The following is a 24,505-nucleotide window of genomic DNA, read 5'->3' as shown; positions in this document are numbered from 1 at the left end:
AAAATTTGTTAACCAATCATAAAGAAGATAAATTAGCTAAAATCAAAAAGAGATTCTTGTTTTTGTTTAAAAGGTTCTATTAGTTTATAGGCTTCTTTTATATAAAAATCAAAGTCTAAAAACTCATAAGAAAAGTCATTTATATTATTACAAAGTTCTATTTTGTATCCTACATTTATACCTATTACTCTTGGCTCGCTATTATTATTTAGAGGTGGAAGGATTTTCTTTAAAGGAAATCCATTTTTACTTATAAAATATCTTATTGTATTTGGCAGTTTCATATAGGTTTTTTCTAGGGAGTAAACTTTTTCAAGTACTAGGTCTATGTTTTTAGTAGCTTTGGTATTTAGTAAAAAGTCATATTTATTTCTATGATTACGTATAAACTCTTCTATTGAAATACCCTTTAAAAGATGAGCTTCAACAGCTTTTTGAACCACAAGGCATGAATGATTTTGATTCCAAGCAAGTTCATATTTATAGGCACCTATTTTTTTTGCTTCACCATTTTCTTTTAGGGCTATATAGTTGTTTACATCTCTTATCCAAAGTTTTTTATAAATAGTCTCTTCTAACTCTAAGCCTGTAAACTCTTGCCAGTTTTTAGAAATACCTTCATATAGAGCTTTATCTTTTTTGTCTATTTTAAAAGTAAGACCATCTGTATTTGCTTGTATTAGTGAAACTGACTCTATACTCATAAGTTTTTCAGCAAGCATACAAAGCATTAGTTGACCATTTAAAGTGATACTTAGAGTCATTTTATAGTCATAAAATGGACTAAATTTATTGTTTGTATCTCCATAAGCTGAGTTAAGAGCTAGTTTTAACATCTTGTTTTGAGAAGTTCCTTTTTCATAAGAAAATCTCATATCTCTTATTTCTTTGTATATATCTACAAATTCAGCCCCTAGATGTTCTGGGTAAAGACCATTTTGTATCACAATAGATGGATAGTAACTAGCAACATCTACATCTATGATTAAGTACTCATCACTTTGGTCATAAAACTTTCCTTCAACACTTCCATGAAGACCACCAGTTCCAAAGTAAAAAGAAAAATCTTTATAGTTTAAGTGCAAAGATGAAGCTTCACTTTTGGCATTTAGTGTGCAAAAAGATGATAGCTCTTCTAAGTCTTCTTTTTTGATATTAGAAAAGACTTTTGACATATCGTTTGTGTACTGTTTTTTTAGGTACTTTAAAAGAGCTTGAAACTCATAACTTTCAAATTTTATATAATCAAATATAATCTCATCAAAATTTAAAAAGTTTCTTACTGTTTGTCTTGGTTTACCGTTTATATAGCAAATGTTTTTACCAAGTTTTTCTTCAAGATTTCGTATAAAGTATCTTTTCCCTATTTTTGTATCACTGTAGTTAAGCATATACTCATTATATTTTGAACTTAAATTTTCTCTAAACTCTATAGCTTCTAAGGAGTGATTAAAAAAAAGTAGGGTTGCTTCAACGTCATGTTTATTGTATTTGATAAGATTATCAAATTCATCTACTTTTAGATTTTCACCAATAGTGAAGTTCAAATCTTCAATAGAGTCCATACACATATTTACTTCTAAAACTTTTAGACTAACTCTTGTTGCTTTATAGTCAAAGTTATGTATTTTCATAAGGTCAAGTTGATTGATTTTTATAGAGTCTTTATCTTCTTTATATATGGTATTGTTTTTTATTAAATCATCAGCAAAAAGAAATGTTTTATAAACAAGCTCTTTTATTTCATACTTTTTAGCATTTTTATAGATGTATTGAAGCACTGCATAATCAAAGTTTAGGTTATTGTATCCTACTAGTATTTTATCAGTTTTACTTAGCCATTCTAAAGTTTTTAGAAGTTTTGCTAAATCATTTTGTCTTATGCTTAACTCAAAAAATCTAAGCTCTTTTGTTTGAGCATTTTGCATAACACAAGTAAAGATATTAGGGAAGGTTTCTAAGTCATATATGTAGTATTTCATTAAAGTAATTATAGTTTATATGAACTGTGTACTACTTTATAGAATTTAAAGGGTAATAATATTCTATTATTTAATCATTTATATAATATTATTTTGTGAGGTTAGTAAAATGAAAGATAAAACTATTATTGGTAGAAGAGAGATTATCTCTATTTTGGATTTGGATTTATATGATTTGGATGCGAAGGTTGATACTGGAGCTGATTCAAATGCTTTACATTGTGATGATATCTTTATTGATGACGAAAACTTTGTTCATTTTAAATTACTAGATGAGGTACATCCCGCTTATCATGGTAAAACTATGAAAATGCCTTTATATAAACTAAAAAAGGTAAAAAGTTCAAATGGTGTTGTTCAAGAAAGACCATCTATAAAAGTAAAAGTTGCTTTCTTTGGAAAAGAGTATAGTACTGTTATTTCTTTGACAAATAGAGCTGATATGAAGTTTCCTATGTTATTAGGTCGATTATTTTTAAAAAATAGATTTCTTGTAGATGTTTCACAAGATTATTTATCAAAACAGGAGAAGTAATGAGAGTTTATGTATTATCGAGAAATAAAAACCTTTATTCTACAAAAAGATTGGTTGAAGCTGGTGAACAAAGAGGTTGGGAAATAAAAGTAATTGACTATTTAAAATGTACGATTGAGATTATGAAAGGTGAATTAGTTATCAACTATTTAGGAAAAGTTTTACCAACTCCTGATGCGATTATTCCAAGAATAGGTGCAAGTAGAACTTTTTATGGTACAGCAATGGTTAGACACTTTGAAATGATGGATGTATTTAGTACATCAGGAAATTTAGCAATTGCTAGAAGTAGAGATAAGTTAAGAAGTCTACAAGTTTTATCTAAAAATGATGTAGATATGCCAAAAACAGTATTTGCATCAAATATGTCAAGCTCAAAAGACGTAATCGCTCTAAGTGGTGGAGCGCCTTTAGTTCTTAAGATTTTAGAAGGGACACAAGGTGTTGGAGTTGTTTTAGTTGATAGTGAAAAAGCTGCAAAATCAGTTCTTGATGCTTTTTATGGAATGGATGTAAACTTACTTGTTCAAGAGTTCATAGAAGAAGCAGGTGGTGCTGATATTAGAGCTTTTGTTGTAGGTGGTGAAGTTGTTGGAGCTATGAGAAGACAAGGTGCTGAGGGTGATTTTAGATCAAACTTACATCAAGGTGGAACAGCTGTTGCTCATAAACTTTCAAGAAAAGAGAAATCAACAGCCTTAGCAGCTGCAAAAGCTATGGGACTTGGAGTTTGTGGAGTTGATATGATTCCATCAAGTAGAGGGCCTTTAGTTATGGAAGTTAATTCATCACCTGGACTTGAAGGAATTGAAAAGTCAACTCAAATTGATATTGCTGGTAAGATTATGGATTATATTGAAAAAAATATAACACCAATAGAACCAAATAAAAAAAGAAGAATAAAAAGAGATAAAATAGGTGTTTAAGTCTATAAAGAAATAGATGAATTTTATTCATCTGTTTCTTTTTTTGTATACTCTTTTTCAAAGAAAGATGGGCTATACTTAACAGTAAAAATTCTAAAAGCAAATAAAATAGCAATAATTCCTAAAATAGCAAATATTTTTTTAGAATCAAAAGTGTCATTTACTATTAGCATTATATCTCTAATAAAAAACACAATAGTTGAATCAATCATTAATCTCATTCTAATTCTGTTTTCATCACTTAGTAAAAATTCAATAAGCATTCTTACAAGCTCTAGTATAATGATCAATTCTAATAAAGCTACAGCTAGTTTACTAAATGAATCAATAGAATTAAAGTCTTTTATTGATATAAATAGAACTAATGCTATTATAAACTTTATAAGAGGTGGCATGTTTTTTTCAATAAAAAAACTTTTCATTAAAATTCCTTTTTTTTCGAATTATAATCGAAAAAATTGATTTTTATTCTTAAAGTATTCTTATTGTGAAAAAATTATATTTAACTATTTTTTCTTTGTTTATATCAAGTGATGAAACCTTCAATTAAAGAAGAAAAATCTTCAAAAACTTCTTCATCTTTGATAATTAAAGTTTTGAAAAAATAACTCATAGAATTAAAGACAATAAATTAATCCTTAATACGAGAACAGACCCAAAAGATAAAATATTTGCATGTATAGAAATGTTTTATAACTTTAAAAGAAGACATAGTTTTTATAAGTCCAAATGAATTTGAGAAGAGCTATAATAAATTTGTTATTCAATTTAAGGCTTAATTGAATAAAAAAGTGTCTACATACTTGGGCATTCTACACTATTTATAATAGCTGTTTTACTAATAAAGGATTTATTACTATGATATTTAATCTATTTAAAAAGAAAACATTTAATATCAATTGTATTTATTTAAAGGATAAGACTAAACACAAGCATTTAGTAAAAGAATTCGATAAAGTTTTTGATGCAAAAAATTTTCTTCGATATACAATTGAAGAGAAACTAAAAGAACTTTGTCCTCAAACAAAAACTTATATAGACTTAGAAGATTTATATTTTAAATCAAGAAAATATTTCTATAAAATAGAAAATGATGATTTTAGTGAAGATGACTATGTAAAGCAGATTGCTCCAAGGGTTTATAAGCAATTCTTGGAAAGAACTATAGATGGAGAATTTAAAAAATTCAAAAGTGAAAAAGAAACAATTATATTTGAAAATATTAAAAACTGTGAAATCTTAGAAGTAAATAAACTAGGTGAGGAAATAGGAATTGTTTACCTAAAAGATAACACAAAAAAGTTTTTAAATATTGAACCCGTTTATCATATAAGTTCTATGTATGGAATAGCAACTTTTTTTAAAATTAATAGTAAACCCTTAGATGCAAGAGTTATGAAAACTACTTATAATGAAGATACAATATTTGAAGAAGATTTCATACAAACTACTCATGATATACTAATTGATATAAAACAAATAGTAAATATATTTCATTTATCAAGCAATCATGATTCATATTATAGAGATGATATAATTGAAATTATCTATAAAGATAATAAAAACATCACAAATTCATATAGATTATCTTTTATTAAAGATGAAGATTCAGAGATAAAACTTGATATTAAAAGATATGAGAATATTTTTTCTTTTAAAACAAGAGTTTTAGATGACAAAGATAAAACAGAATTAAACTATTCCTATGATAAAAAATTTTTTAGACCGACAATTGAATATAACTATTTTGAAGAAGTTTATAATGAATCAAAAGACATTGAAAACTTATCTCCTCAAATAACAAGAAGAAGAATTGGAGATTATTATTTAGATTATCCTTGTACAACATTTGGTAAAAAAATCTATTTTACAAAAGAAGATACTGGAGGAATATTAGCTCATAATATATCCCATTCACACCTTTCTAATCCTTTCTTTTTACCAAATAAAGAAATTTATAATTACCTAAATGAAGAAGAGAAAAATAAGCTTCATCATTTCTTGTCAATTGCTCAATTGTATTTAAACGATGTATATGTAAATAGAGAATTTGACAACACTTTTATAATAGATAGTTTTATAAATCCAGAAGAAAATGAAAGAATTGAAAAGTTAGAAAAAATACTTAAAAATTGTAATTGGATAAAAAAAAGATACTATGATAATGCAGAACAAGGACATCATGCTTCTATGTTAGTAGATATATATTATAAAGAAAATGATAAAAATAAAAACTTTATACTATTTAATGAAAACGACTGGATAAGCTTTAAATATACAGTTCAATATAATAATGTAAAAGATGAAGTAGAAGAGCTATTAAAGGATGTTAGATGAAGAAATTAAAATACAATATTTCTTTTTTACTAATATTTCTATATGCAAGTATAATAAACCTTAATGCATCAGAAGAAGTAAAAATTGATAAAGAGTTTAAAAAATATGTTCCAAAAGAGTTTCAATACAAATGCGATGGTTTGGGTGACTTATGTAAAAAGTTTTACATAGGATATAATCTATTTCATGTTCAAGGAAGAACAAAACAAAGTTTAAGCTATTTACTTGAATCATATAAAAACAATATATCTTCAATACTTAAAAATGATTGGGATGCAAAAGATAATTATCTTACTGATACTATATCTAGACTTTACGGAAGACTTGGTGACAAAAAAAATCAAATTAAATATATAAAACTTTCAATAAAAGCAGGGGAAGAGCGAAATATTTGTTATCTAGGAAGAGAATATGATAAGCTAGATATGCTAAAAGAAGCTTATGAGCTTTTTAAAGAAGGCTCTTCTAAAAACTATACTGAATGTTTTACGGATTATGGTATGTACCTTTTTAATGGACGATATGTGAAAAAAGATAAAGAATTAGCAGGTAAATATTGGAAAAAAGCTTATTGGGACGATAGTTATAATGATATTACAAACTATAATATGGCTGTTTATTATGCATATAAGAAGAATGATTTAATGTATAAATATCATTTGTTAAAAGCATCACTATTAGGAGATAATGAAGCTAAATCTTATTTAAAAAATCCATATATAAAAAGTATAAGTACAACAAGACTTTTTTTAGAAGAAGCATTGGGAAGTAAATATAGAGATATTTTAAAGGTAAAAAATTTAGAATTTTCAAATAGTTTTGATCTATATTATAGGCTAAAAGAAATGTTTAATAAAAAAAGCCCACTTTATAGTAAATGGGAAGAAGATTATGAGTATAGCAAAAAAAGATGGAAAGAAGATAAATCAAATGTAGTTAAATTTTATAGAGATCAAAGCTCATTAATTTTTGAAGATAAAAAACTGATACTAGAAACAACATTAAATAATCATTTCAAACAAAGAAAAATGATAGTGGATATGAAACTTTTATATAAGGTTTTACTAGTTGATTTAAGTGAAGCAAAGGAGTTTAATAAATTTTATACTGTAACAGTTGGCTTACTATCAAAAAATGAAAGCTTTGAGTTTAAAAATCAAATCACACAATATAATTACAAGTTTTACTGGTATGCAAAATTTGATAAAGATAGTGGTAAATTAATAGTTGAGATAGGAATCATTTAATGAGTTAAATTTTAATGATAAACAACTTTTATGGGATAGCTTTAAAGAGTTTTATAATAATCAAATAAAGTTAAAAAAACTTTTTAGAATTAATAAGTAATAATAAACAACAAAAAGTATTTAATGTAGATTATTCAAAAAAAGAAAAAGAATTCTCTTCTAAAACTTTTTCAAAAGATTATATGATCGTATTCTTCCCTTATCTTAATCAAAAATTTTATATTACGATAGATAAAAAGGCAATATTAATTGAAATTTACAATCTTTTAGAAAACTCAGCAAAACACTTAGAAATAATAAAAGAAAAACTTAGAATAAAAGATGTATGAAGTTAGAGTTGGATAACTTAATCTATATGTAGAAACTTTTGATAAATTTTAGCTTTGTGTTTATAGTATTTCTTTTTTTGTGAATTTTTATTAGTATAGTACCCATAAATAGGGCATTTAAGCCCATATTTAAGGGATTTATCTATTTATCATCCACCATACATTAGATTTGGTAACCAAAGGGCTACTTCTGGGATATATGTAGTGATTAAAAGTCCTACTAAGATAGTCATTGTCCATGGGAATGCCGCAACAATAACATCTTTTATACTCATTCCTGTAAGTCCTGAAGTTACGAATAAATTTAGACCAACAGGTGGGGACACCATACCAAGCTCCATATTGATAGTAATTACAATACCAAAGTGAATTGGGTCAATTCCAAGTGCTACAGCAACTGGAAGTAATAATGGAACCATAATCATAATAATTGCACTTGGTTCCATAAATGAACCAGCTAAGATTAATAAGATATTTACCATTAATAAGAACATGTATTTATCAACATTTGCTTCAATTAACGCATTTGTAATTCCTTGAGGAATGTTTTCAATTGTTAAGAAGTGAGCAAATAACATAGCATTAGCAATAATAAACATAATCATTGCAGTTGTTTTTGCTGATTCTAAAGCTGTTCCCCAAATTTGTGTCACTTTAATATCTTTATAGATAAATACAGAAACAACAAATGCCCATACACAAGCTACTGCTGCTGCCTCAGTTGGTGTAAAAATACCACCATAGATACCACCAATAACAATAACAATTGTCATTAATCCCCATGCTGCATCTTTCATCTTTTGAAGTCTTACTTTTAAAGGAGCTGGCTCAGTTTTTTCAAATCCAAGTCTTCTTGCACCTATATATGTAACAACCATCATCATAAGACCAAGCATAATACCTGGCACAACCCCAGCCATAAATAACTTACCAATAGAAACTTCTGCAGTTACTCCATATACGATAAGTACAATTGATGGTGGGATTAAGATACCTAATGAACCAGCTGTAGCAATAGTACCAACTGCATATCTTTTAGGATAACCAGCTTGCATAATAGCACCAAACATAATAGAACCAATAGCAACAACTGTTGCAGGTGAACTACCAGAAACAGCAGCAAAAATAATAGATGCAAAAATAGCTGAAATTGGAAGACCACCAGGTAAGTGACCTACACAAGCTTTTGCAAATTCAATAATTCTAGTTGCAGCTGAACCTTTTGAAAGTAAATTACCTGCAAAAATGAACATTGGGATAGCCATAAGCGAGTAATGCTCAACTTTTTCAAACATCATTGCTGAAATTTCAATTGGTGAAATTGGCGTAAATAACATTAATGTTGTAAACGTAGCTACACCTAAACAAATTGCGATTGGAGCTCCAAGAATTACAAGGAAGAAAAATATACCAAATAATACACCTACACTCATTATAGCATTCCTCCCGTTTTCTTTTCTACTTCTTTAACCATATCATTTAACTCTTTTACGTGTTTATTTGAATCATCATCATGTTTAACACCTAATTCAGCTAAAACCATTTCAGCTTCACTTTCAGGTACTACTTTATCATGTGGAGTTTTAATAATATGTACTATTTTTTCTGCTACTCTATATGCACCAAATGCAAAAGAAACAGGTATAACTAAATATACAATCCACATAGGCATATCCCATAAATCAATAGATCTTTCATCAAGTTCTGCCACTAATAATAAATATTCATATCCATAATATGCAACTGCAAGTAAAAAGAAAAACGTTACAATATGAGAAATTAATAACATTGGTTTAGCAATTTTTGTTGGAACAATATCTAATACTACTGTAACAGCAATATGAGCATCTTTTTTGAAGCAATACGCAGCTGCAAAAAAAACACTCCATAAAAATAAAAAGATTGTAAGCTCTGTTGCCCATACTAATGATGCGTCAAATACATATCTTGCTACAACATTAGTAAAAGCAATAGCAACACCGGCTGTAATACCGAATGCTGCTATTGTTTGATTTATAAAGCCTATAAGTTTACTTATAAAACTAAACATAATTTACTACTTTGTAGCAATAGTTTTTTTGATTAAATCTTCACCAATTGTTCTATTAGAGTAGAATTTTGGGTAAATTTTACTAACTTTTTGTCTCCATGCATCTCTTTGCTCAGGAGTTAAAGTATGAATATTTAATTTACCAGTAGTTTTTGCATACTCTTTAATTTTTTCTAATTGAGAATCATTTAATTCTTGTGCGTATTGTCTTTCTTTTGCTGTAGCTTCTTTCATTGCTTGTTTTACATTTGCTTGTAAATCAGATGGTAATGAATTCCAGAATTTTTTTGACATTACAACTAAGTAACCTAAGTATCCGTGATTTGAAATTGTTAAATCTTTTTGTACTTCATGGAATTTTTTTGTATAAATGTTAGAAATTGTATTTTCTTGACCATCAATAACACCTTGTTGTAAACCTGAATAAACCTCTGAGAATGGCATCATTTGAGGATTTGCATCTACTGCATGGAATTGAGCTTCTAATACTTTAGAAGACATAATTCTAAATTTTTGACCTTTTGCATCTTCTGGATTAATTAAAGCTTTTGTAGATGATGATAATTGTTTAAATCCATTATCCCAAAAATCTAATGCTACGATACCTTTAGCTGTTACTTTATCTTTTAAAGCTTGGCCTACTTCACCGTCTTGAACTCTATGTAAGTGATCAATATCTTTGAAAAGGAATGGTAAATCAAATAGTGCTAAGTTTGGAACAATCTTACCAAATTTAGAAAATGAAGGTGCTGCCATTTGAACAGAGTTTAATCTTAATGCTTTTAAAACCGCATTATCTTTATATAACTGTGATGATGGATAAACTTGAACGTCAATTTTACCACCTGATAACTCTTCTAATCTCTTTTCAAAGAAATCTGCTGCTTTACCCTTTGGTGTATTTGGGCTTACTACATGTGAAAACTTTAAAGTATACTCCGCTGCTAATCCTGATGTTGCAACCATTGCTGCTGCAATAGTTCCTAGTACTAATTTTTTCATATCATTTCTCCTTAATTATTTTGATATAAGAAAATTATAGTAAAAACTTATGTCACAATTATGTAAAATCAACAAAAGTTTTAAACTTATTTTAGCTTATTATAAGATATTAATACTATTTATTAAATTTAGTTTAAGTAATACAAATTGTAATACTAAATGTAGTGTTTTATAAGTCACATAAAAGTTTCATATTAATTTCAAAAAGTTGTTATAGATACCATGAAATCAATCTTCTATGATATAACAAAAATTAGAAGCCAAAATTAATGACAAGTTTTTTTTAACCATTTTTTAAACAAGATTAGAGTAGTATATTCCACTTTTCTTAGGAATATAAAAGATTAAAACAAAGGAAAATAATGGGTTCTAATTTAGACTTACTAACTTCTTTTAAAGATAACTGTGGTTTTGGTCTTGTTGCTGATATGAAGAACAGACCAAGTCATAAGAATTTAGAAGATGCAATAACTTCGTTAGAAAGAATGATGCACAGAGGTGCAGTAGCAGCTGATGGTAAAACAGGAGATGGTTCTGGTTTACTTTTATCAATGCCAGATCAATTTATGAGAAAAGTAGCTATGCAAAAAGGTATAGATTTACCTGAAAAATATGGTGTAGCTATGATCTTTACAAAAGATTTACAAGATATTGAAACTTTTAAAGAGTTCTGTGAAATAAATGATTTAAAAGTTGTATTAACAAGGGATGTTCCAGTTGACACAGAAGCACTAGGTCAACAAGCACTAGAAACATTACCTTATATTATTCAAGTATTTGTTATTCCAAATACTCTAATGTCATCAAAGAGATTTGATGCAATGCTATATATGACAAGAAAAGAGTGTGAACACAAATTAATAGATAAGAAAGATTTTTATATTCCTACATTCTCATCTAAAGTGATTGCGTACAAAGGTCTTGTAATGCCTACGCATATTAAGCGATTTTATGTTGATTTAAGAGATGATGATTTTAAAATCTCTTTTTCTTTATTTCATCAAAGATTTTCAACAAATACATTACCTCAATGGAGATTAGCACAACCATTTAGGGCTATAGCACACAATGGTGAAATTAATTCTGTTGAAGCAAATAGATTTAATGTAAAAGTTAAGTCAGAAAAAATTAAATCAGAAGTATTTTCTGATGAAGAAATAAAAAGACTTTTACCAATCTTACAAGAAGGTGGTTCAGATTCTGCTTCTTTAGATAATATGTTTGAATTTATGTTAGCAAATGGTGTAGACTTTTTTAAAGCAGCAAGATCATTAGTTCCTGCTCCTTGGCAAAACTCACCACACATGGATGCGGATTTAAGAGCATTTTACGAATATACAGCAACTGCTATGGAAGCATGGGATGGACCTGCTGCTGTATCTTTAACTGATGGTAGACATATTGGATGTTTAATTGATAGAAATGGTTTAAGACCATCAAAATATGTAATTACAAAAGATGATAAATTATATATTACTTCTGAGTATGGAACATTAAAAATTGATGAAGATAATATCAGTGAAAGAGGTAGATTACAATCAGGACAGATGATTGGACTTGATCTTAAACATGGTAAAATATTAAAAGAAGAAGATATAAATGACTATTTAAAATCATCACAGCACTATGCTAAGTGGTTAAATGATGATATGGATTACTTACAAGAATATATTGAAGACTCTTTTTTAAATATAAGTGATTATAAAATAGAAAACTTAGAGAAAAGACAAAAATATTTTAATATTACTTATGAAGCAATTGATCAAATGATAGAGCCAATGGCTAAAGATGGTAAAGAACCAGTTGGTTCAATGGGTGATGACACTCCTTTAGCATGTTTTTCAAAAGTAAATAGAAACTTTACAGACTTTTTTAAACAAAAGTTTGCACAAGTTACAAATCCACCGATTGACCCATATAGAGAAAAAGTTGTAATGTCTTTAGAAACTGGATTTGGTAAGGTTCAAAATATACTAGTTGAAAAACCAGAAGATGCTAAAAGAATTAAAGTAGCAAGTCCTATTTTAATGAAAGAAAAATTTGATGTTTTATTTTCATTTGGTGATGAAAATTCTCCAAGATATGATGAATATTATAAAAACAGAGTATTCTCAACTACATTTAAAAATGATTTAAAAGAAGCATTAAAAAGCTTAGCTTCTTATGTTATAAAAGCAGTAAAAGAAGATGGTATTTCAATAGTTATCTTAGATGATAGAAATATTAGTGAAAACACAAAACTTATTCCTATGGCAATGGCTGTTGGATATGTAAATCAAGCTTTATTAAAAGCAAATGTTAGACATTGTGTTTCAATAGTACCTGTAACAGGTGAAGTATATGATCCGCACATGGCAGCAGTAATGTTAGGTTTTGGTGCTCAAGCAATGTATCCATATATGATGTATGCAACTACTGTAGCATTATATGAAAGAAAAGAAGTATCTAAATATGAGATGCAAAGAGTACTTAAAAATACACAAAAAGCATTAAATGCAGGTCTTTTAAAAATTATGTCAAAAATGGGTATTTCTACAGTTGCTTCATACAGAAATTCATCATTATTTGATGCGATTGGATTATCTGATGAAATTATAGAAGACTGTTTCCCAGATGCTTATTCTGAGTTAGCAGGTCTTGGATACGAAGATATCGAGGAGAGAATTGAAAAATCTCATTTAAATGCTTTCCATGATGATAATCACATGTTCCCACTTGATTTAGGTGGATTCTACAAATATATAAATGGTGGTGAATACCATGATTATGGTCCAGCTACAACAAGAGCTATGCATAATAAATCTGCAACTACAAAAGAAGAGATTACAGACTTTGATGGACTTAAAAAATTAGTTCAAAATAGAGATAAAAAATTTATTAGAGACTTTTTAGAATTTAATTCAGATAGAAAACCTATTTCTATTGATGAAGTTGAATCAAAAGAAGATATCTTTAAAAGATTTGCTTCTGCTGCAATGTCATGTGGTTCTATTTCTCCAGAAGCACATGAAGCATTAGCACAGGCTATGAATACAATTGGTGGATCATCAAACTCAGGTGAGGGTGGAGAAGATCCAGCAAGGTTTAATACTTTAAAAAATTCTAAAATTAAACAAATCGCATCAGGTAGATTTGGTGTAACTCCTGGTTATTTAAGAAGTGCTGAAGAATTACAAATCAAAGTTGCACAAGGTGCAAAACCAGGTGAGGGTGGACAATTACCAGGACATAAAGTAACAAATCTTATTGCTACATTAAGACATACTGTTCCAGGTGTAACTCTTATTTCTCCACCACCACACCATGATATTTACTCTATTGAGGATTTAGCTCAGTTAATTTTTGATTTAAAACAAATCAATCCAATGGCAAAAATAACAGTTAAATTAGTATCTTCTGTAGGTGTAGGAACAATTGCAGCAGGTGTTGCAAAGGCTTATGCTGATAAAATTATTATCTCAGGTGGAGATGGTGGTACAGGTGCTGCTCCATTAACATCTATTAAGCATGCAGGTAACTCTTGGGAAATGGGACTTTCAGAAGCTCATAATGCTTTAAAAGCAAATAATTTAAGATCTTCTGTTCATGTACAAACAGATGGTGGATTAAAAACTGGTTTAGATGTTGTTAAAGCAGCTTTATTAGGTGCTGAATCTTATGCATTTGGTACAGCTGCATTAACACTTCTTGGATGTAAAATTTTAAGAATTTGTCATACAAATAAATGTTCTGTTGGTGTTGCTACGCAAGATGAAGATTTAAGAGGACACTTTACAGGAACTGTAGAAAGACTTATTTCATATTTTACATTTATTGCTCAAGAAGTTAGAGAAATACTTGCAGAACTTGGATATAAAACAATCGAAGAAATTGTTGGTAGATCTGATTTATTAAAAGTAATTGATGATAAGTTTGCACAAAAATTTGACTTTCAAAATATTTTAAGAAAAGTTGATGGAATTGATACTTGTCAAAAAGAATCAAATGACCCATTTGATGATAATAAATTTGAGAAAGAATTATTAAAAAAAGTTCATAGAACAATAGAGAATCCAAATACTCCTATAAAAGTTAATACAGAAATTTCTAACTTAAATAGATCATTTGGAGCTCTGATTTCTGGAGAAATTGCTAGATTTTATGGTGATTCTGGATTACCAGAAAACTCAATCAATATTAATCTAAAAGGTATTGCTGGACAATCTTTTGGTGCTTTCCTTTCTAAAGGAATGAGTTTAACACTTGATGGTGCTGCTAATGATTATGTTGGTAAAGGAATGAATGGTGGTAAGATTATAATTAATCCTGTTCATCAAGGTCAAGAGTTTGCAGGTGCTGGTAATACTTGTTTATATGGTGCAACTGGTGGAAAATTATATGTAAGAGCAAGTGTTGGTGAAAGATTTGGTGTTAGAAACTCTGGAACAATAGCTGTAGTTGAGGGTACAGGTGATAATGCTTGTGAATATATGACTGGTGGTATTGTAGTAATCCTTGGAAATACTGGTATTAACTTTGGAGCAGGTATGACAGGTGGTATTTCATTTGTTTATGATCCAGAAAAAGCCTTTGTTGATAAAATGAACCAAGAGTTAATCGAAGCAGTTAGAATAGATACAGATGCAGCGGAAAGAGAAAGATTATATCTGAAAAGATTACTTTTAGATTATGTTCATGAAACTGAAAGTGAAGCAGCACAAAATATTTTAGATAATTTTAGAGCAGAAATTAGAAACTTCTGGATGGTAAAACCAAAAAATATGACTGTATTACCATTAGATCCAGATGAGGGAGATTAAAATGTTAAACTTTACAAAATTTGAAAGAATTAACCCTGAAAAAAGAGATGTACTTCAAAGATTAAAAGATTTTAATGAGATCTATGAAGTGTTTGGAAAGCAAAGAGCAAAAGAACAAGCTGATAGATGTATGCAGTGTGGAGATCCATACTGTCATACAGGATGTCCATTAGGAAATTTTATACCAGCATGGTTAAAGCAAACGGCTACTAAAAATCCTGATTTAGCTTTTGCTTTATCAAATGAAACATCACCTTTTCCTGAGATTTTAGGAAGAATTTGTCCTCAAGATGTACTTTGTGAAGGGGCTTGTTCTTTAAATACAGGTCATGGTGCAATTTCAATTGGTGCTATTGAAACTCATATTAGTGAAAAAGCTTTTGAAAGAGGTTTAAAACCTAAATTTACTGATAAAAAAGTAGATAAAAAAATCGCTGTAGTTGGTTCTGGTCCTTCTGGTATTTCTGCTGCAACTTTTCTTTTAAGAAAAGGTTACCAAGTAGAAATGTTTGAAAGAGAAGATAGGGCTGGTGGTTTACTTATGTATGGAATTCCTGGGTTTAAACTTGATAAGACAACAGTAAATAGAAGAATTAATTGGTTACTTGAAGCTGGTATGAAACTTCATTTAAATTGTGAAGTTGGAAAAGATGTATCAGTAAAAGAACTTGAAGAAAATTTTGATGCAATCTATCTTGGAACTGGTGCAAAAGATGGTAGATACACTGGAATGGATGGGGAAAAAGAGGCTTCAAATGTTCATTTAGCAATGGATTTTTTAACTGGAATTCAAAAAAGAAATTTAGGTACTGATGTAGAGTTTATAGATGTAAAAGATAAAAATGTAGTTGTAATTGGTGGTGGAGATACTGCAATGGACTGTGTAAGAACATCTGTAAGAGAAAAAGCTAAATCTGTTAAATGTTTATATAGAAGAGATGAAGCTAATATGCCTGGATCTAAAAAAGAAGTTGTAAATGCTAAAGAAGAGGGTGTTGAATATGTATTTAATGTTTCACCTAAATCTTTAAAAATTGAAGATGGAGAAGTATCTGCTGTTGAGTTACTAACTACATCTATGTCTGATCCTGATGAGTCAGGAAGACAAAGAGTTGTGATCAATGAAGGTACTGAATATTTTGAAGAAGCTGATGTCGTAATTCTTGCTTTAGGATTTTCACCAGAGAAACCACAATTCTTAAAAGAATTAAATATTGAAACTAATTCGTGGGGTGGAATAGAAACTACTAATTATCAAACATCAAATAAAAAAGTTTATGCAGGTGGAGATTGTCAAAGAGGTGCTCACCTTGCTGTAACTGCAGCTGTTGATGGTAGAGAAGCTGCAAAAGCCATAATTGAAAAACTTTCATAATGATTGAAAATATTGCAGAAGCTTATAAAGAAGACTTTATAAGTTCTGTAATAAATGCTAACAAAGAACTATACAAATATATACACTTTAATTTAAAACAAACAGATTTAGAATACTCAAATATTATAGGATATGGTGGAGATAATTCTTTAAATATTGATTTATATGCTGAAAATATTTTTATTAAATATTTGAAAAAATTTGGAAATATTTATTCTGAAGAGTGCGGTTTTTTAGATTATAAATCAGACTTTACAATTATTATTGATCCTCTTGATGGAAGTGATAATTTTTATTCAGGTTTAGAGTATTATGGAAGTTCTGTAGCTTTAAAATATAAGGATAAAATTATTGCAGGTTTTGTTTGTAATTTAGCTACAGGTAGTTTAATATATAAAGCATTTAATTACGAATTAAATGAGATAAATTTAGATAAAAAAAATATCATAAATAGTGAAAAATTAAATAAATTTGGTATTTTTGAAAGAGCTTATAAATATCCAAAAATTACATATAAATTATATAAAAATCACATAAAATATCGTTCTTTAGGGGCAGCAGCGGTTTCCTTGGCTTTTGCTAAAAATTATGATTTTGTATTGTTTATGGGTGATATTAGAGAGTTTGATATTGCTGCTTCTTTATATATATGTAACGAACAAAATATTTATAAAAGTAAACATTTTTTGCTTATATCTAAAAATATACAAAAAGTTGAGCTGATTAAAGAAATTATAAAGAATAATAGGTTATAACTCCAACATATATTTTAAAACTAGGGATTGGTGTTATATGTCTTTAATTATTACTGATGAATGTATCGCATGTGATGCATGTAGAGATGAGTGTCCAAATTATGCAATCGAAGAAGGAGATCCAATATATTTAATTGACTCTGATAGATGTACTGAATGTGTTGGACACTTTGAGGAACCACAATGTATTGAAGTTTGTCCAGTTGACTGTATTATTATAGATCCAGATAATCAAGAGACAATGGAAGAGTTAAAGTTCAAATATGAACAAATAATGGAAGAAGAAGCCTAATGGCAAAGATTACAACTATTATAGATATTGGGTCAAACTCAATGCGTATGGTTGTATTGGAAAAAAGCAGTAGATTTGCTTTTAACCTAATCAATGAAACAAAAAGTAGAGTAAAAATTTCTGAGGGTTGCTATGAAAATAATGGCAATCTTCAAGAAATACCTATGCAAAGAGCTTATGAGTCACTAAAATCTTTTTTAAATATATCTAAATCATTAAAATCAAGAAAAATTATATGTGTTGCTACTTCGGCTTTAAGAGATGCACCTAATGCAAAAGTTTTTTTAAACAGAATTAAAAATGACTTTGGTTTAAATATCAAAGTAATTGATGGAGAAAAAGAGGCTTTTTATGGAGGTATTGCTGCATCAAATCTTATTCATGAAGACAATTTTATAACAGTTGATATTGGTGGAGGTTCTACTGAATTTTCATTTGTAAATAATGGTGTTATTTTAAAATCAATTTCATTAAATATAGGAACTGTAAGAATAAAAGAGTTGTTCTTTAATAAAAATGATATTGAAGGTGCAAGAAAATATATTTTAGATAATTTAAAAGAGCTTTTTGATTTAAATATGAATGTTCCTCTAACGGCAGTTGGTATTGGAGGAAGTATTAGATCTTTATCAAAACTTATAATGCAAAAAAATGAATATCCTCTTGATATTTTACATGGTTACAAATATAATGTTGAAAATGAATTTTCTCATTTTGATTTGATAGTAAATGCAAAGACGAATAAAGAACTTAAAAACCTTGGAGTAAAAAAAGATAGATTTGATACTATAAAAGAAGGTACTTTTATTTTTAAAACTATTTTAGAAGAATTAAATATTAAAAAAGTTATAACCTCAGGTGCTGGAGTAAGAGAAGGAGTTTATCTTTGTGACTTACTTAGAAATACTAATAATAAGTTTCCTTCAAACTATAATGTAAGTGTTAGAAGTTTACTTGATAGATTCCAAATTGATCAAAAACAAAGTGCATATTTTGGCTCAAATGCTGGTAAAATTTATGATGTATTAAAACCACTTCATGAGCTTGATGATAAATTTAGACAACTTTTAATAATAGCTTCTAAACTTCATACAATTGGTAGTTCTTTAAACTTCTATAAATCAAATGATAATGCTTTTGACTTTATATTAAATGGTTTAAACTATGACTTTCAACATAGTTCAAGAGTTATAATAGCTCATACTATTAAATATTCTAAAAAATCTTTACCAAATAAAAGTGATTTAGAAAAATTTAGTGAACTTTTACCTAAAACTCACGATATGAAATGGATGTCATTTATGATTGCATTAAATATAGCTGTTAATCAAGATCTATCAAGACCAAATACTCGATATATTTTAAGTGATAACACTTTAAAAATTGAATTAGAAAATAAATCTTTTATGATAGCTTCAAATATTGATAAGTTGGAGTTACCAAAAAATTTAAAATTAGAGTTAGTTTAATGAAAAGAATAGCTATAGTTAAGCTATCAGCAATGGGTGATATTATTCATGCAATGGTAGCCTTACAATATATAAAAAAAGAATATCCAAATATTATAATTGACTGGTTTGTAGAAGAATCTTTTTTTTCTATTCTTCAAGGAAATATAGATATAGATAATATATATACTATTAATTTAAAAAGTATCAAAAAAAATAAAAAAGCTATTTTTACTCAAATTTCTTTACTTAAAAAATATTCTAAAAACAATTATGACTTAGTTATTGATGCACAAGGTTTAATTAAATCTGCAATTGTTGCTAAGTTATTAGGAGAGAATATTGCAGGATTTTCAAAAGATTCAATTCGTGAAAAGTTTGCATCATTTTTTTATAAAAAAAAAGTTTTTATAGCTTATGACAAAAATACTATTGATAGAAATGTAAAGGTATTATCTAATCCTTTAGGTTTTAATATTACAAGTGAAGATATTCTAAATAAAAAAGCTTTTTTATTTTATGAAAATGAATCTCATGTTATAAATGAATTTTTATCAAAAGAAGAAAAAAATATTATTTTTGTAGTTGGCTCTACTTGGGAAAGCAGAAATTATCCAAAAGAAAAATTTGTAAAGATAGCAAATGAATTAAAAGAGAATTGTATAGTTGTTTGGGGTAATGAAAATGAAAGACAAAAAGCTTTATATATTGAAGAAAACTCATACTATGCTAAAGCTATGGCTAAATGTGATTTAAATTCTTTAAAGGCTTTAATCGCTAAGTCTGATTTGCTAATTGGAAATGACACAGGTCCAACTCACATGGCATGGGCATTAAATATTCCATCAATTACAATTTTTGGACCAACCCCTACTAATAGAGTTTATGAAACTCCAATCAATAAAGTGGTAAAATCTTCTTCTAAAGTAAACCACTTTAAATTAAATAAAAATGATTTCTCAATATGTGAGATAAAAGAGGATATAATTATAGAAATGTCAAAGAAGTTATTAAATGGATAATATTTATTTATTTATATTTTATGTATTTAGGTTTTTTATAAAATTTACTCCAAAATTTATTATAAATCCAATTTTAAATTTTTTATCATTTTTTATTTATTCTATTGATAAAAAGCATAGAAAAATTGCAGAAGTAAATCTTGATTTAGCTTATGAAAATAAAATATCAAAAAAAGAAAAAACAAATATTATTAAAAAATGTTACAGAAATTTAGTCTATACTTTAGCAGATTTTATAAAAAATCAAGGGGCTACTAAAGAAGAGATTTTAGAGAAAGTATCTTTTGAAAATAGTCAAATATTAGAAAATGCGATTAGAGAGAACAAAAAAATTATTATTGTTACTGCTCATTATGGTAATTGGGAGTTGTTATCCTTAAGTATTGCAGCTAAATTTACACCTTTATCTATAGTAGGGAGAGATTTAGATTCAGAAGTTATGAATAAAATTCTTACAAAAAATAGAGAACAGTTTGATATTGAGTTATTAAGTAAATCAGGTGCAATGAAAGGCATGGTTAAATCTTTAAAATCTAGTAGACCCGTAGGTTTATTAGTTGATCAAAATACAAAAGATAATGAAGGGATTTTAATTGACTTTTTTGGAAAAAAAGCAAGACATACTCCTAGTGTCGCAGTTTTAGCAAAGAAATTTGATGCATTAATTATTCCTGCATTTATTCAAAATAATGATTATAATAATTTTGTTGTTAAATTTTTTAAACCAATAGAAATCGATAATACTAATGATAAAGAAGAAGATATTAGAAAATGTGTACAAGCTCAGGCTGATATTACTCAAAAAATTATTGAAGATAAACCAGAAGAATGGTTTTGGTTACATCAAAGATGGAAAAATCAATATGAATCATTATATAATTAGAAATCTTTAGAAATAAAAAAGGAAAATAAATAATGCTTGAAAAAAGTAATCAAACTATGAAGTATAAGATAGCCATAGCAGGAACGGGGTATGTTGGTCTATCAAATGGGATACTATTAGCCCAAGATAATGAAGTAATAGCATTAGATATAATCCGTGATAAAGTAGAACTTCTAAATAATAAAAAATCACCAATAGAAGATAAAGAAATAAGTGAATACCTACTAAGGGATGATTTAAATTTTAAAGCAACATTAGATAAAAAAGAAGCTTATGAAAATGCAGACTATAATAAGTTTCCTTCAAACTATAATGTAAGTGTTAGAAGTTTACTTGATAGATTCCAAATTGATCAAAAACAAAGTGCATATTTTGGCTCAAATGCTGGTAAAATTTATGATGTATTAAAACCACTTCATGAGCTTGATGATAAATTTAGACAACTTTTAATAATAGCTTCTAAACTTCATACAATTGGTAGTTCTTTAAACTTCTATAAATCAAATGATAATGCTTTTGACTTTATATTAAATGGTTTAAACTATGACTTTCAACATAGTTCAAGAGTTATAATAGCTCATACTATTAAATATTCTAAAAAATCTTTACCAAATAAAAGTGATTTAGAAAAATTTAGTGAACTTTTACCTAAAACTCACGATATGAAATGGATGTCATTTATGATTGCATTAAATATAGCTGTTAATCAAGATCTATCAAGACCAAATACTCGATATATTTTAAGTGATAACACTTTAAAAATTGAATTAGAAAATAAATCTTTTATGATAGCTTCAAATATTGATAAGTTGGAGTTACCAAAAAATTTAAAATTAGAGTTAGTTTAATGAAAAGAATAGCTATAGTTAAGCTATCAGCAATGGGTGATATTATTCATGCAATGGTAGCCTTACAATATATAAAAAAAGAATATCCAAATATTATAATTGACTGGTTTGTAGAAGAATCTTTTTTTTCTATTCTTCAAGGAAATATAGATATAGATAATATATATACTATTAATTTAAAAAGTATCAAAAAAAATAAAAAAGCTATTTTTACTCAAATTTCTTTACTTAAAAAATATTCTAAAAACAATTATGACTTAGTTATTGATGCACAAGGTTTAATTAAATCTGCAATTGTTGCTAAGTTATTAGGAGAGAATATTGCAGGATTTTCAAAAGATTCAATTCGTGAAAAGTTTGCATCATTTTTTTATAAAAAAAAAGTTTTTATAGCTTATGACAAAAATACTATTGATAGAAATGTAAAGGTATTATCTAATCCTTTAGGTTTTAATATTACAAGTGAAGATATTCTAAATAAAAAAGCTTTTTTATTTTATGAAAATGAATCTCATGTTATAAATGAATTTTTATCAAAAGAAGAAAAAAATATTATTTTTGTAGTTGGCTCTACTTGGGAAAGCAGAAATTATCCAAAAGAAAAATTTGTAAAGATAGCAAATGAATTAAAAGAGAATTGTATAGTTGTTTGGGGTAATGAAAATGAAAGACAAAAAGCTTTATATATTGAAGAAAACTCATACTATGCTAAAGCTATGGCTAAATGTGATTTAAATTCTTTAAAGGCTTTAATCGCTAAGTCTGATTTGCTAATTGGAAATGACACAGGTCCAACTCACATGGCATGGGCATTAAATATTCCATCAATTACAATTTTTGGACCAACCCCTACTAATAGAGTTTATGAAACTCCAATCAATAAAGTGGTAAAATCTTCTTCTAAAGTAAACCACTTTAAATTAAATAAAAATGATTTCTCAATATGTGAGATAAAAGAGGATATAATTATAGAAATGTCAAAGAAGTTATTAAATGGATAATATTTATTTATTTATATTTTATGTATTTAGGTTTTTTATAAAATTTACTCCAAAATTTATTATAAATCCAATTTTAAATTTTTTATCATTTTTTATTTATTCTATTGATAAAAAGCATAGAAAAATTGCAGAAGTAAATCTTGATTTAGCTTATGAAAATAAAATATCAAAAAAAGAAAAAACAAATATTATTAAAAAATGTTACAGAAATTTAGTCTATACTTTAGCAGATTTTATAAAAAATCAAGGGGCTACTAAAGAAGAGATTTTAGAGAAAGTATCTTTTGAAAATAGTCAAATATTAGAAAATGCGATTAGAGAGAACAAAAAAATTATTATTGTTACTGCTCATTATGGTAATTGGGAGTTGTTATCCTTAAGTATTGCAGCTAAATTTACACCTTTATCTATAGTAGGGAGAGATTTAGATTCAGAAGTTATGAATAAAATTCTTACAAAAAATAGAGAACAGTTTGATATTGAGTTATTAAGTAAATCAGGTGCAATGAAAGGCATGGTTAAATCTTTAAAATCTAGTAGACCCGTAGGTTTATTAGTTGATCAAAATACAAAAGATAATGAAGGGATTTTAATTGACTTTTTTGGAAAAAAAGCAAGACATACTCCTAGTGTCGCAGTTTTAGCAAAGAAATTTGATGCATTAATTATTCCTGCATTTATTCAAAATAATGATTATAATAATTTTGTTGTTAAATTTTTTAAACCAATAGAAATCGATAATACTAATGATAAAGAAGAAGATATTAGAAAATGTGTACAAGCTCAGGCTGATATTACTCAAAAAATTATTGAAGATAAACCAGAAGAATGGTTTTGGTTACATCAAAGATGGAAAAATCAATATGAATCATTATATAATTAGAAATCTTTAGAAATAAAAAAGGAAAATAAATAATGCTTGAAAAAAGTAATCAAACTATGAAGTATAAGATAGCCATAGCAGGAACGGGGTATGTTGGTCTATCAAATGGGATACTATTAGCCCAAGATAATGAAGTAATAGCATTAGATATAATCCGTGATAAAGTAGAACTTCTAAATAATAAAAAATCACCAATAGAAGATAAAGAAATAAGTGAATACTTACTAAGAGATGATTTAAACTTTAAAGCAACATTAGATAAAAAAGAAGCTTATGAAAATGCAGACTTTGTAATAATTTCAACACCAACAGATTATGATCCAGAAACAAACTATTTTAATACAAAATCAATAGAGTATGTGATATCTGATGTACTTGAAATAAATCCAAATACAACAATGGTAATAAAATCAACTATACCAGTAGGATATACAAAAGAAATATCAAAAAAATTTAAAACAAGTAATATTATTTTTTCACCAGAGTTCTTAAGAGAAGGAAAAGCTTTACATGATAATCTATACCCTTCAAGAATAATAGTAGGTGAACAAAGTGATAGAGCTCAGACTTTTGCAAAACTACTTGCTCAAGGAGCAATAAAAGAGAATATAGATATTTTGTTTACTGATTCTACAGAAGCAGAAGCAATAAAACTATTTTCAAATACATACCTAGCTATGAGAGTATCATATTTTAATGAATTAGACTCTTACGCGTTAGCTCATAATCTAAATTCAAAACAAATAATAGAAGGTGTAGGATTAGATCCAAGAATTGGAAATCATTATAAT

General features: G+C 27.5%; 19 protein-coding genes and 2 pseudogenes. 16 read left to right on the top strand and 5 right to left on the bottom strand.

Annotated features, from left to right (window positions below; all coding sequences use genetic code 11):
- Positions 1-32: 32 nt before the first annotated feature.
- On the bottom strand, positions 33-1,982 hold the full coding sequence (locus ACH5BH_RS13345) for a hypothetical protein (protein ID WP_423298701.1): 1,950 nt from the start codon (positions 1,980-1,982) through the stop codon (positions 33-35).
- Between the two features lie 109 nt (positions 1,983-2,091).
- Here ACH5BH_RS13345 and ACH5BH_RS13340 point away from each other — a divergent pair, with 109 nt between their 5' ends.
- A complete protein-coding gene (locus tag ACH5BH_RS13340; protein WP_423274233.1) occupies positions 2,092-2,517 on the top strand; it encodes an ATP-dependent zinc protease family protein in 426 nt (141 codons plus the stop codon).
- Positions 2,517-3,443 (top strand): 30S ribosomal protein S6--L-glutamate ligase, encoded by a 927-nt coding sequence (gene rimK, locus ACH5BH_RS13335; RefSeq protein WP_423298700.1) that lies wholly within the window; start codon positions 2,517-2,519, stop codon positions 3,441-3,443. The genes ACH5BH_RS13340 and rimK overlap by 1 nt, the downstream gene beginning before the upstream one ends.
- A gap of 23 nt (positions 3,444-3,466) precedes the next feature.
- Here the strand turns inward: rimK and ACH5BH_RS13330 are convergent, their stop codons facing one another.
- Positions 3,467-3,865, bottom strand: a complete 399-nt coding sequence (locus ACH5BH_RS13330; RefSeq protein WP_423298699.1) for a phosphate-starvation-inducible PsiE family protein — start codon at positions 3,863-3,865, stop codon at positions 3,467-3,469.
- Between the two features lie 436 nt (positions 3,866-4,301).
- Here ACH5BH_RS13330 and ACH5BH_RS13325 point away from each other — a divergent pair, with 436 nt between their 5' ends.
- Entirely contained in the window at positions 4,302-5,780 is a 1,479-nt protein-coding gene (locus ACH5BH_RS13325) for a hypothetical protein (RefSeq protein ID WP_423298698.1), read from the top strand.
- The gene (locus tag ACH5BH_RS13320) at positions 5,777-7,027 is read left to right on the top strand and encodes an SEL1-like repeat protein (RefSeq protein ID WP_423298697.1); all 1,251 of its coding nucleotides are present in this window, start codon (positions 5,777-5,779) and stop codon (positions 7,025-7,027) included. Before ACH5BH_RS13325 ends, ACH5BH_RS13320 begins: the two co-directional genes overlap by 4 nt.
- A 478-nt stretch (positions 7,028-7,505) precedes the next feature.
- Here ACH5BH_RS13320 and ACH5BH_RS13315 read toward each other — a convergent pair whose 3' ends face one another.
- The 3 genes from ACH5BH_RS13315 to ACH5BH_RS13305 are packed head-to-tail and all read right to left on the bottom strand — an operon-like array spanning position 7,506 to position 10,408.
- Positions 7,506-8,789: a TRAP transporter large permease gene (locus ACH5BH_RS13315; protein ID WP_423298696.1), complete on the bottom strand. Its 1,284-nt coding sequence runs from the start codon at positions 8,787-8,789 to the stop codon at positions 7,506-7,508.
- Entirely contained in the window at positions 8,789-9,406 is a 618-nt protein-coding gene (locus tag ACH5BH_RS13310; protein ID WP_423298695.1) for a TRAP transporter small permease, read from the bottom strand. Before ACH5BH_RS13310 ends, ACH5BH_RS13315 begins: the two co-directional genes overlap by 1 nt.
- 6 nt (positions 9,407-9,412) lie before the next feature.
- Positions 9,413-10,408, bottom strand: a complete 996-nt coding sequence (locus ACH5BH_RS13305; RefSeq protein WP_404307973.1) for a TRAP transporter substrate-binding protein — start codon at positions 10,406-10,408, stop codon at positions 9,413-9,415.
- A gap of 362 nt (positions 10,409-10,770) precedes the next feature.
- Between ACH5BH_RS13305 and gltB the strand changes: the two genes are divergently transcribed.
- The 12 genes and pseudogenes from gltB to ACH5BH_RS13245 all read left to right on the top strand — a co-directional run.
- Complete coding sequence (gene gltB, locus ACH5BH_RS13300; RefSeq protein WP_423298694.1) at positions 10,771-15,207, top strand: glutamate synthase large subunit; 4,437 nt, start codon at positions 10,771-10,773, stop codon at positions 15,205-15,207.
- A 1-nt stretch (position 15,208) separates the two neighbouring features.
- Positions 15,209-16,582 carry a glutamate synthase subunit beta gene (locus tag ACH5BH_RS13295; RefSeq protein WP_423298693.1) on the top strand — a complete coding sequence of 458 codons (1,374 nt, stop codon included), beginning with the start codon at positions 15,209-15,211 and terminating at the stop codon, positions 16,580-16,582.
- The gene (locus ACH5BH_RS13290; protein ID WP_423298692.1) at positions 16,582-17,337 is read left to right on the top strand and encodes an inositol monophosphatase family protein; all 756 of its coding nucleotides are present in this window, start codon (positions 16,582-16,584) and stop codon (positions 17,335-17,337) included. Before ACH5BH_RS13295 ends, ACH5BH_RS13290 begins: the two co-directional genes overlap by 1 nt.
- A 37-nt stretch (positions 17,338-17,374) precedes the next feature.
- On the top strand, positions 17,375-17,629 hold the full coding sequence (locus ACH5BH_RS13285) for a YfhL family 4Fe-4S dicluster ferredoxin (RefSeq protein ID WP_404307965.1): 255 nt from the start codon (positions 17,375-17,377) through the stop codon (positions 17,627-17,629).
- Complete coding sequence (locus ACH5BH_RS13280) at positions 17,629-19,098, top strand: Ppx/GppA phosphatase family protein (protein WP_404307963.1); 1,470 nt, start codon at positions 17,629-17,631, stop codon at positions 19,096-19,098. The genes ACH5BH_RS13285 and ACH5BH_RS13280 overlap by 1 nt, the downstream gene beginning before the upstream one ends.
- Positions 19,098-20,099 carry a lipopolysaccharide heptosyltransferase I gene (gene waaC / locus ACH5BH_RS13275; protein ID WP_423298691.1) on the top strand — a complete coding sequence of 334 codons (1,002 nt, stop codon included), beginning with the start codon at positions 19,098-19,100 and terminating at the stop codon, positions 20,097-20,099. The genes ACH5BH_RS13280 and waaC (ACH5BH_RS13275) overlap by 1 nt, the downstream gene beginning before the upstream one ends.
- Positions 20,092-20,982, top strand: a complete 891-nt coding sequence (locus tag ACH5BH_RS13270; protein WP_423298690.1) for a lipid A biosynthesis lauroyl acyltransferase — start codon at positions 20,092-20,094, stop codon at positions 20,980-20,982. The genes waaC (ACH5BH_RS13275) and ACH5BH_RS13270 overlap by 8 nt, the downstream gene beginning before the upstream one ends.
- Before the next feature lie 56 nt (positions 20,983-21,038).
- Positions 21,039-21,272 (top strand): annotated as a pseudogene (locus ACH5BH_RS13265) (UDP-glucose 6-dehydrogenase); the annotation flags it as partial.
- 39 nt (positions 21,273-21,311) lie between these two features.
- Positions 21,312-21,830, top strand: a pseudogene (locus ACH5BH_RS13260) (Ppx/GppA family phosphatase); the annotation flags it as partial.
- Complete coding sequence (gene waaC, locus ACH5BH_RS13255; RefSeq protein ID WP_423298691.1) at positions 21,830-22,831, top strand: lipopolysaccharide heptosyltransferase I; 1,002 nt, start codon at positions 21,830-21,832, stop codon at positions 22,829-22,831. The pseudogene ACH5BH_RS13260 and the gene waaC (ACH5BH_RS13255), both read left to right, overlap by 1 nt.
- Entirely contained in the window at positions 22,824-23,714 is an 891-nt protein-coding gene (locus tag ACH5BH_RS13250) for a lipid A biosynthesis lauroyl acyltransferase (RefSeq protein WP_423298690.1), read from the top strand. The genes waaC (ACH5BH_RS13255) and ACH5BH_RS13250 overlap by 8 nt, the downstream gene beginning before the upstream one ends.
- A gap of 32 nt (positions 23,715-23,746) precedes the next feature.
- The coding region (locus tag ACH5BH_RS13245; protein WP_423298689.1) for a nucleotide sugar dehydrogenase at positions 23,747-24,505 on the top strand (759 nt) is incomplete at its 3' end.

It is taken from the genome of Arcobacter rhizosphaerae (assembly GCF_049472155.1).
GTDB lineage: Bacteria > Campylobacterota > Campylobacteria > Campylobacterales > Arcobacteraceae > Arcobacter_B.
The sequence above is the reverse complement of the archived record's forward strand: the minus strand, read 5'-3'. Positions and strand labels throughout refer to the sequence as shown.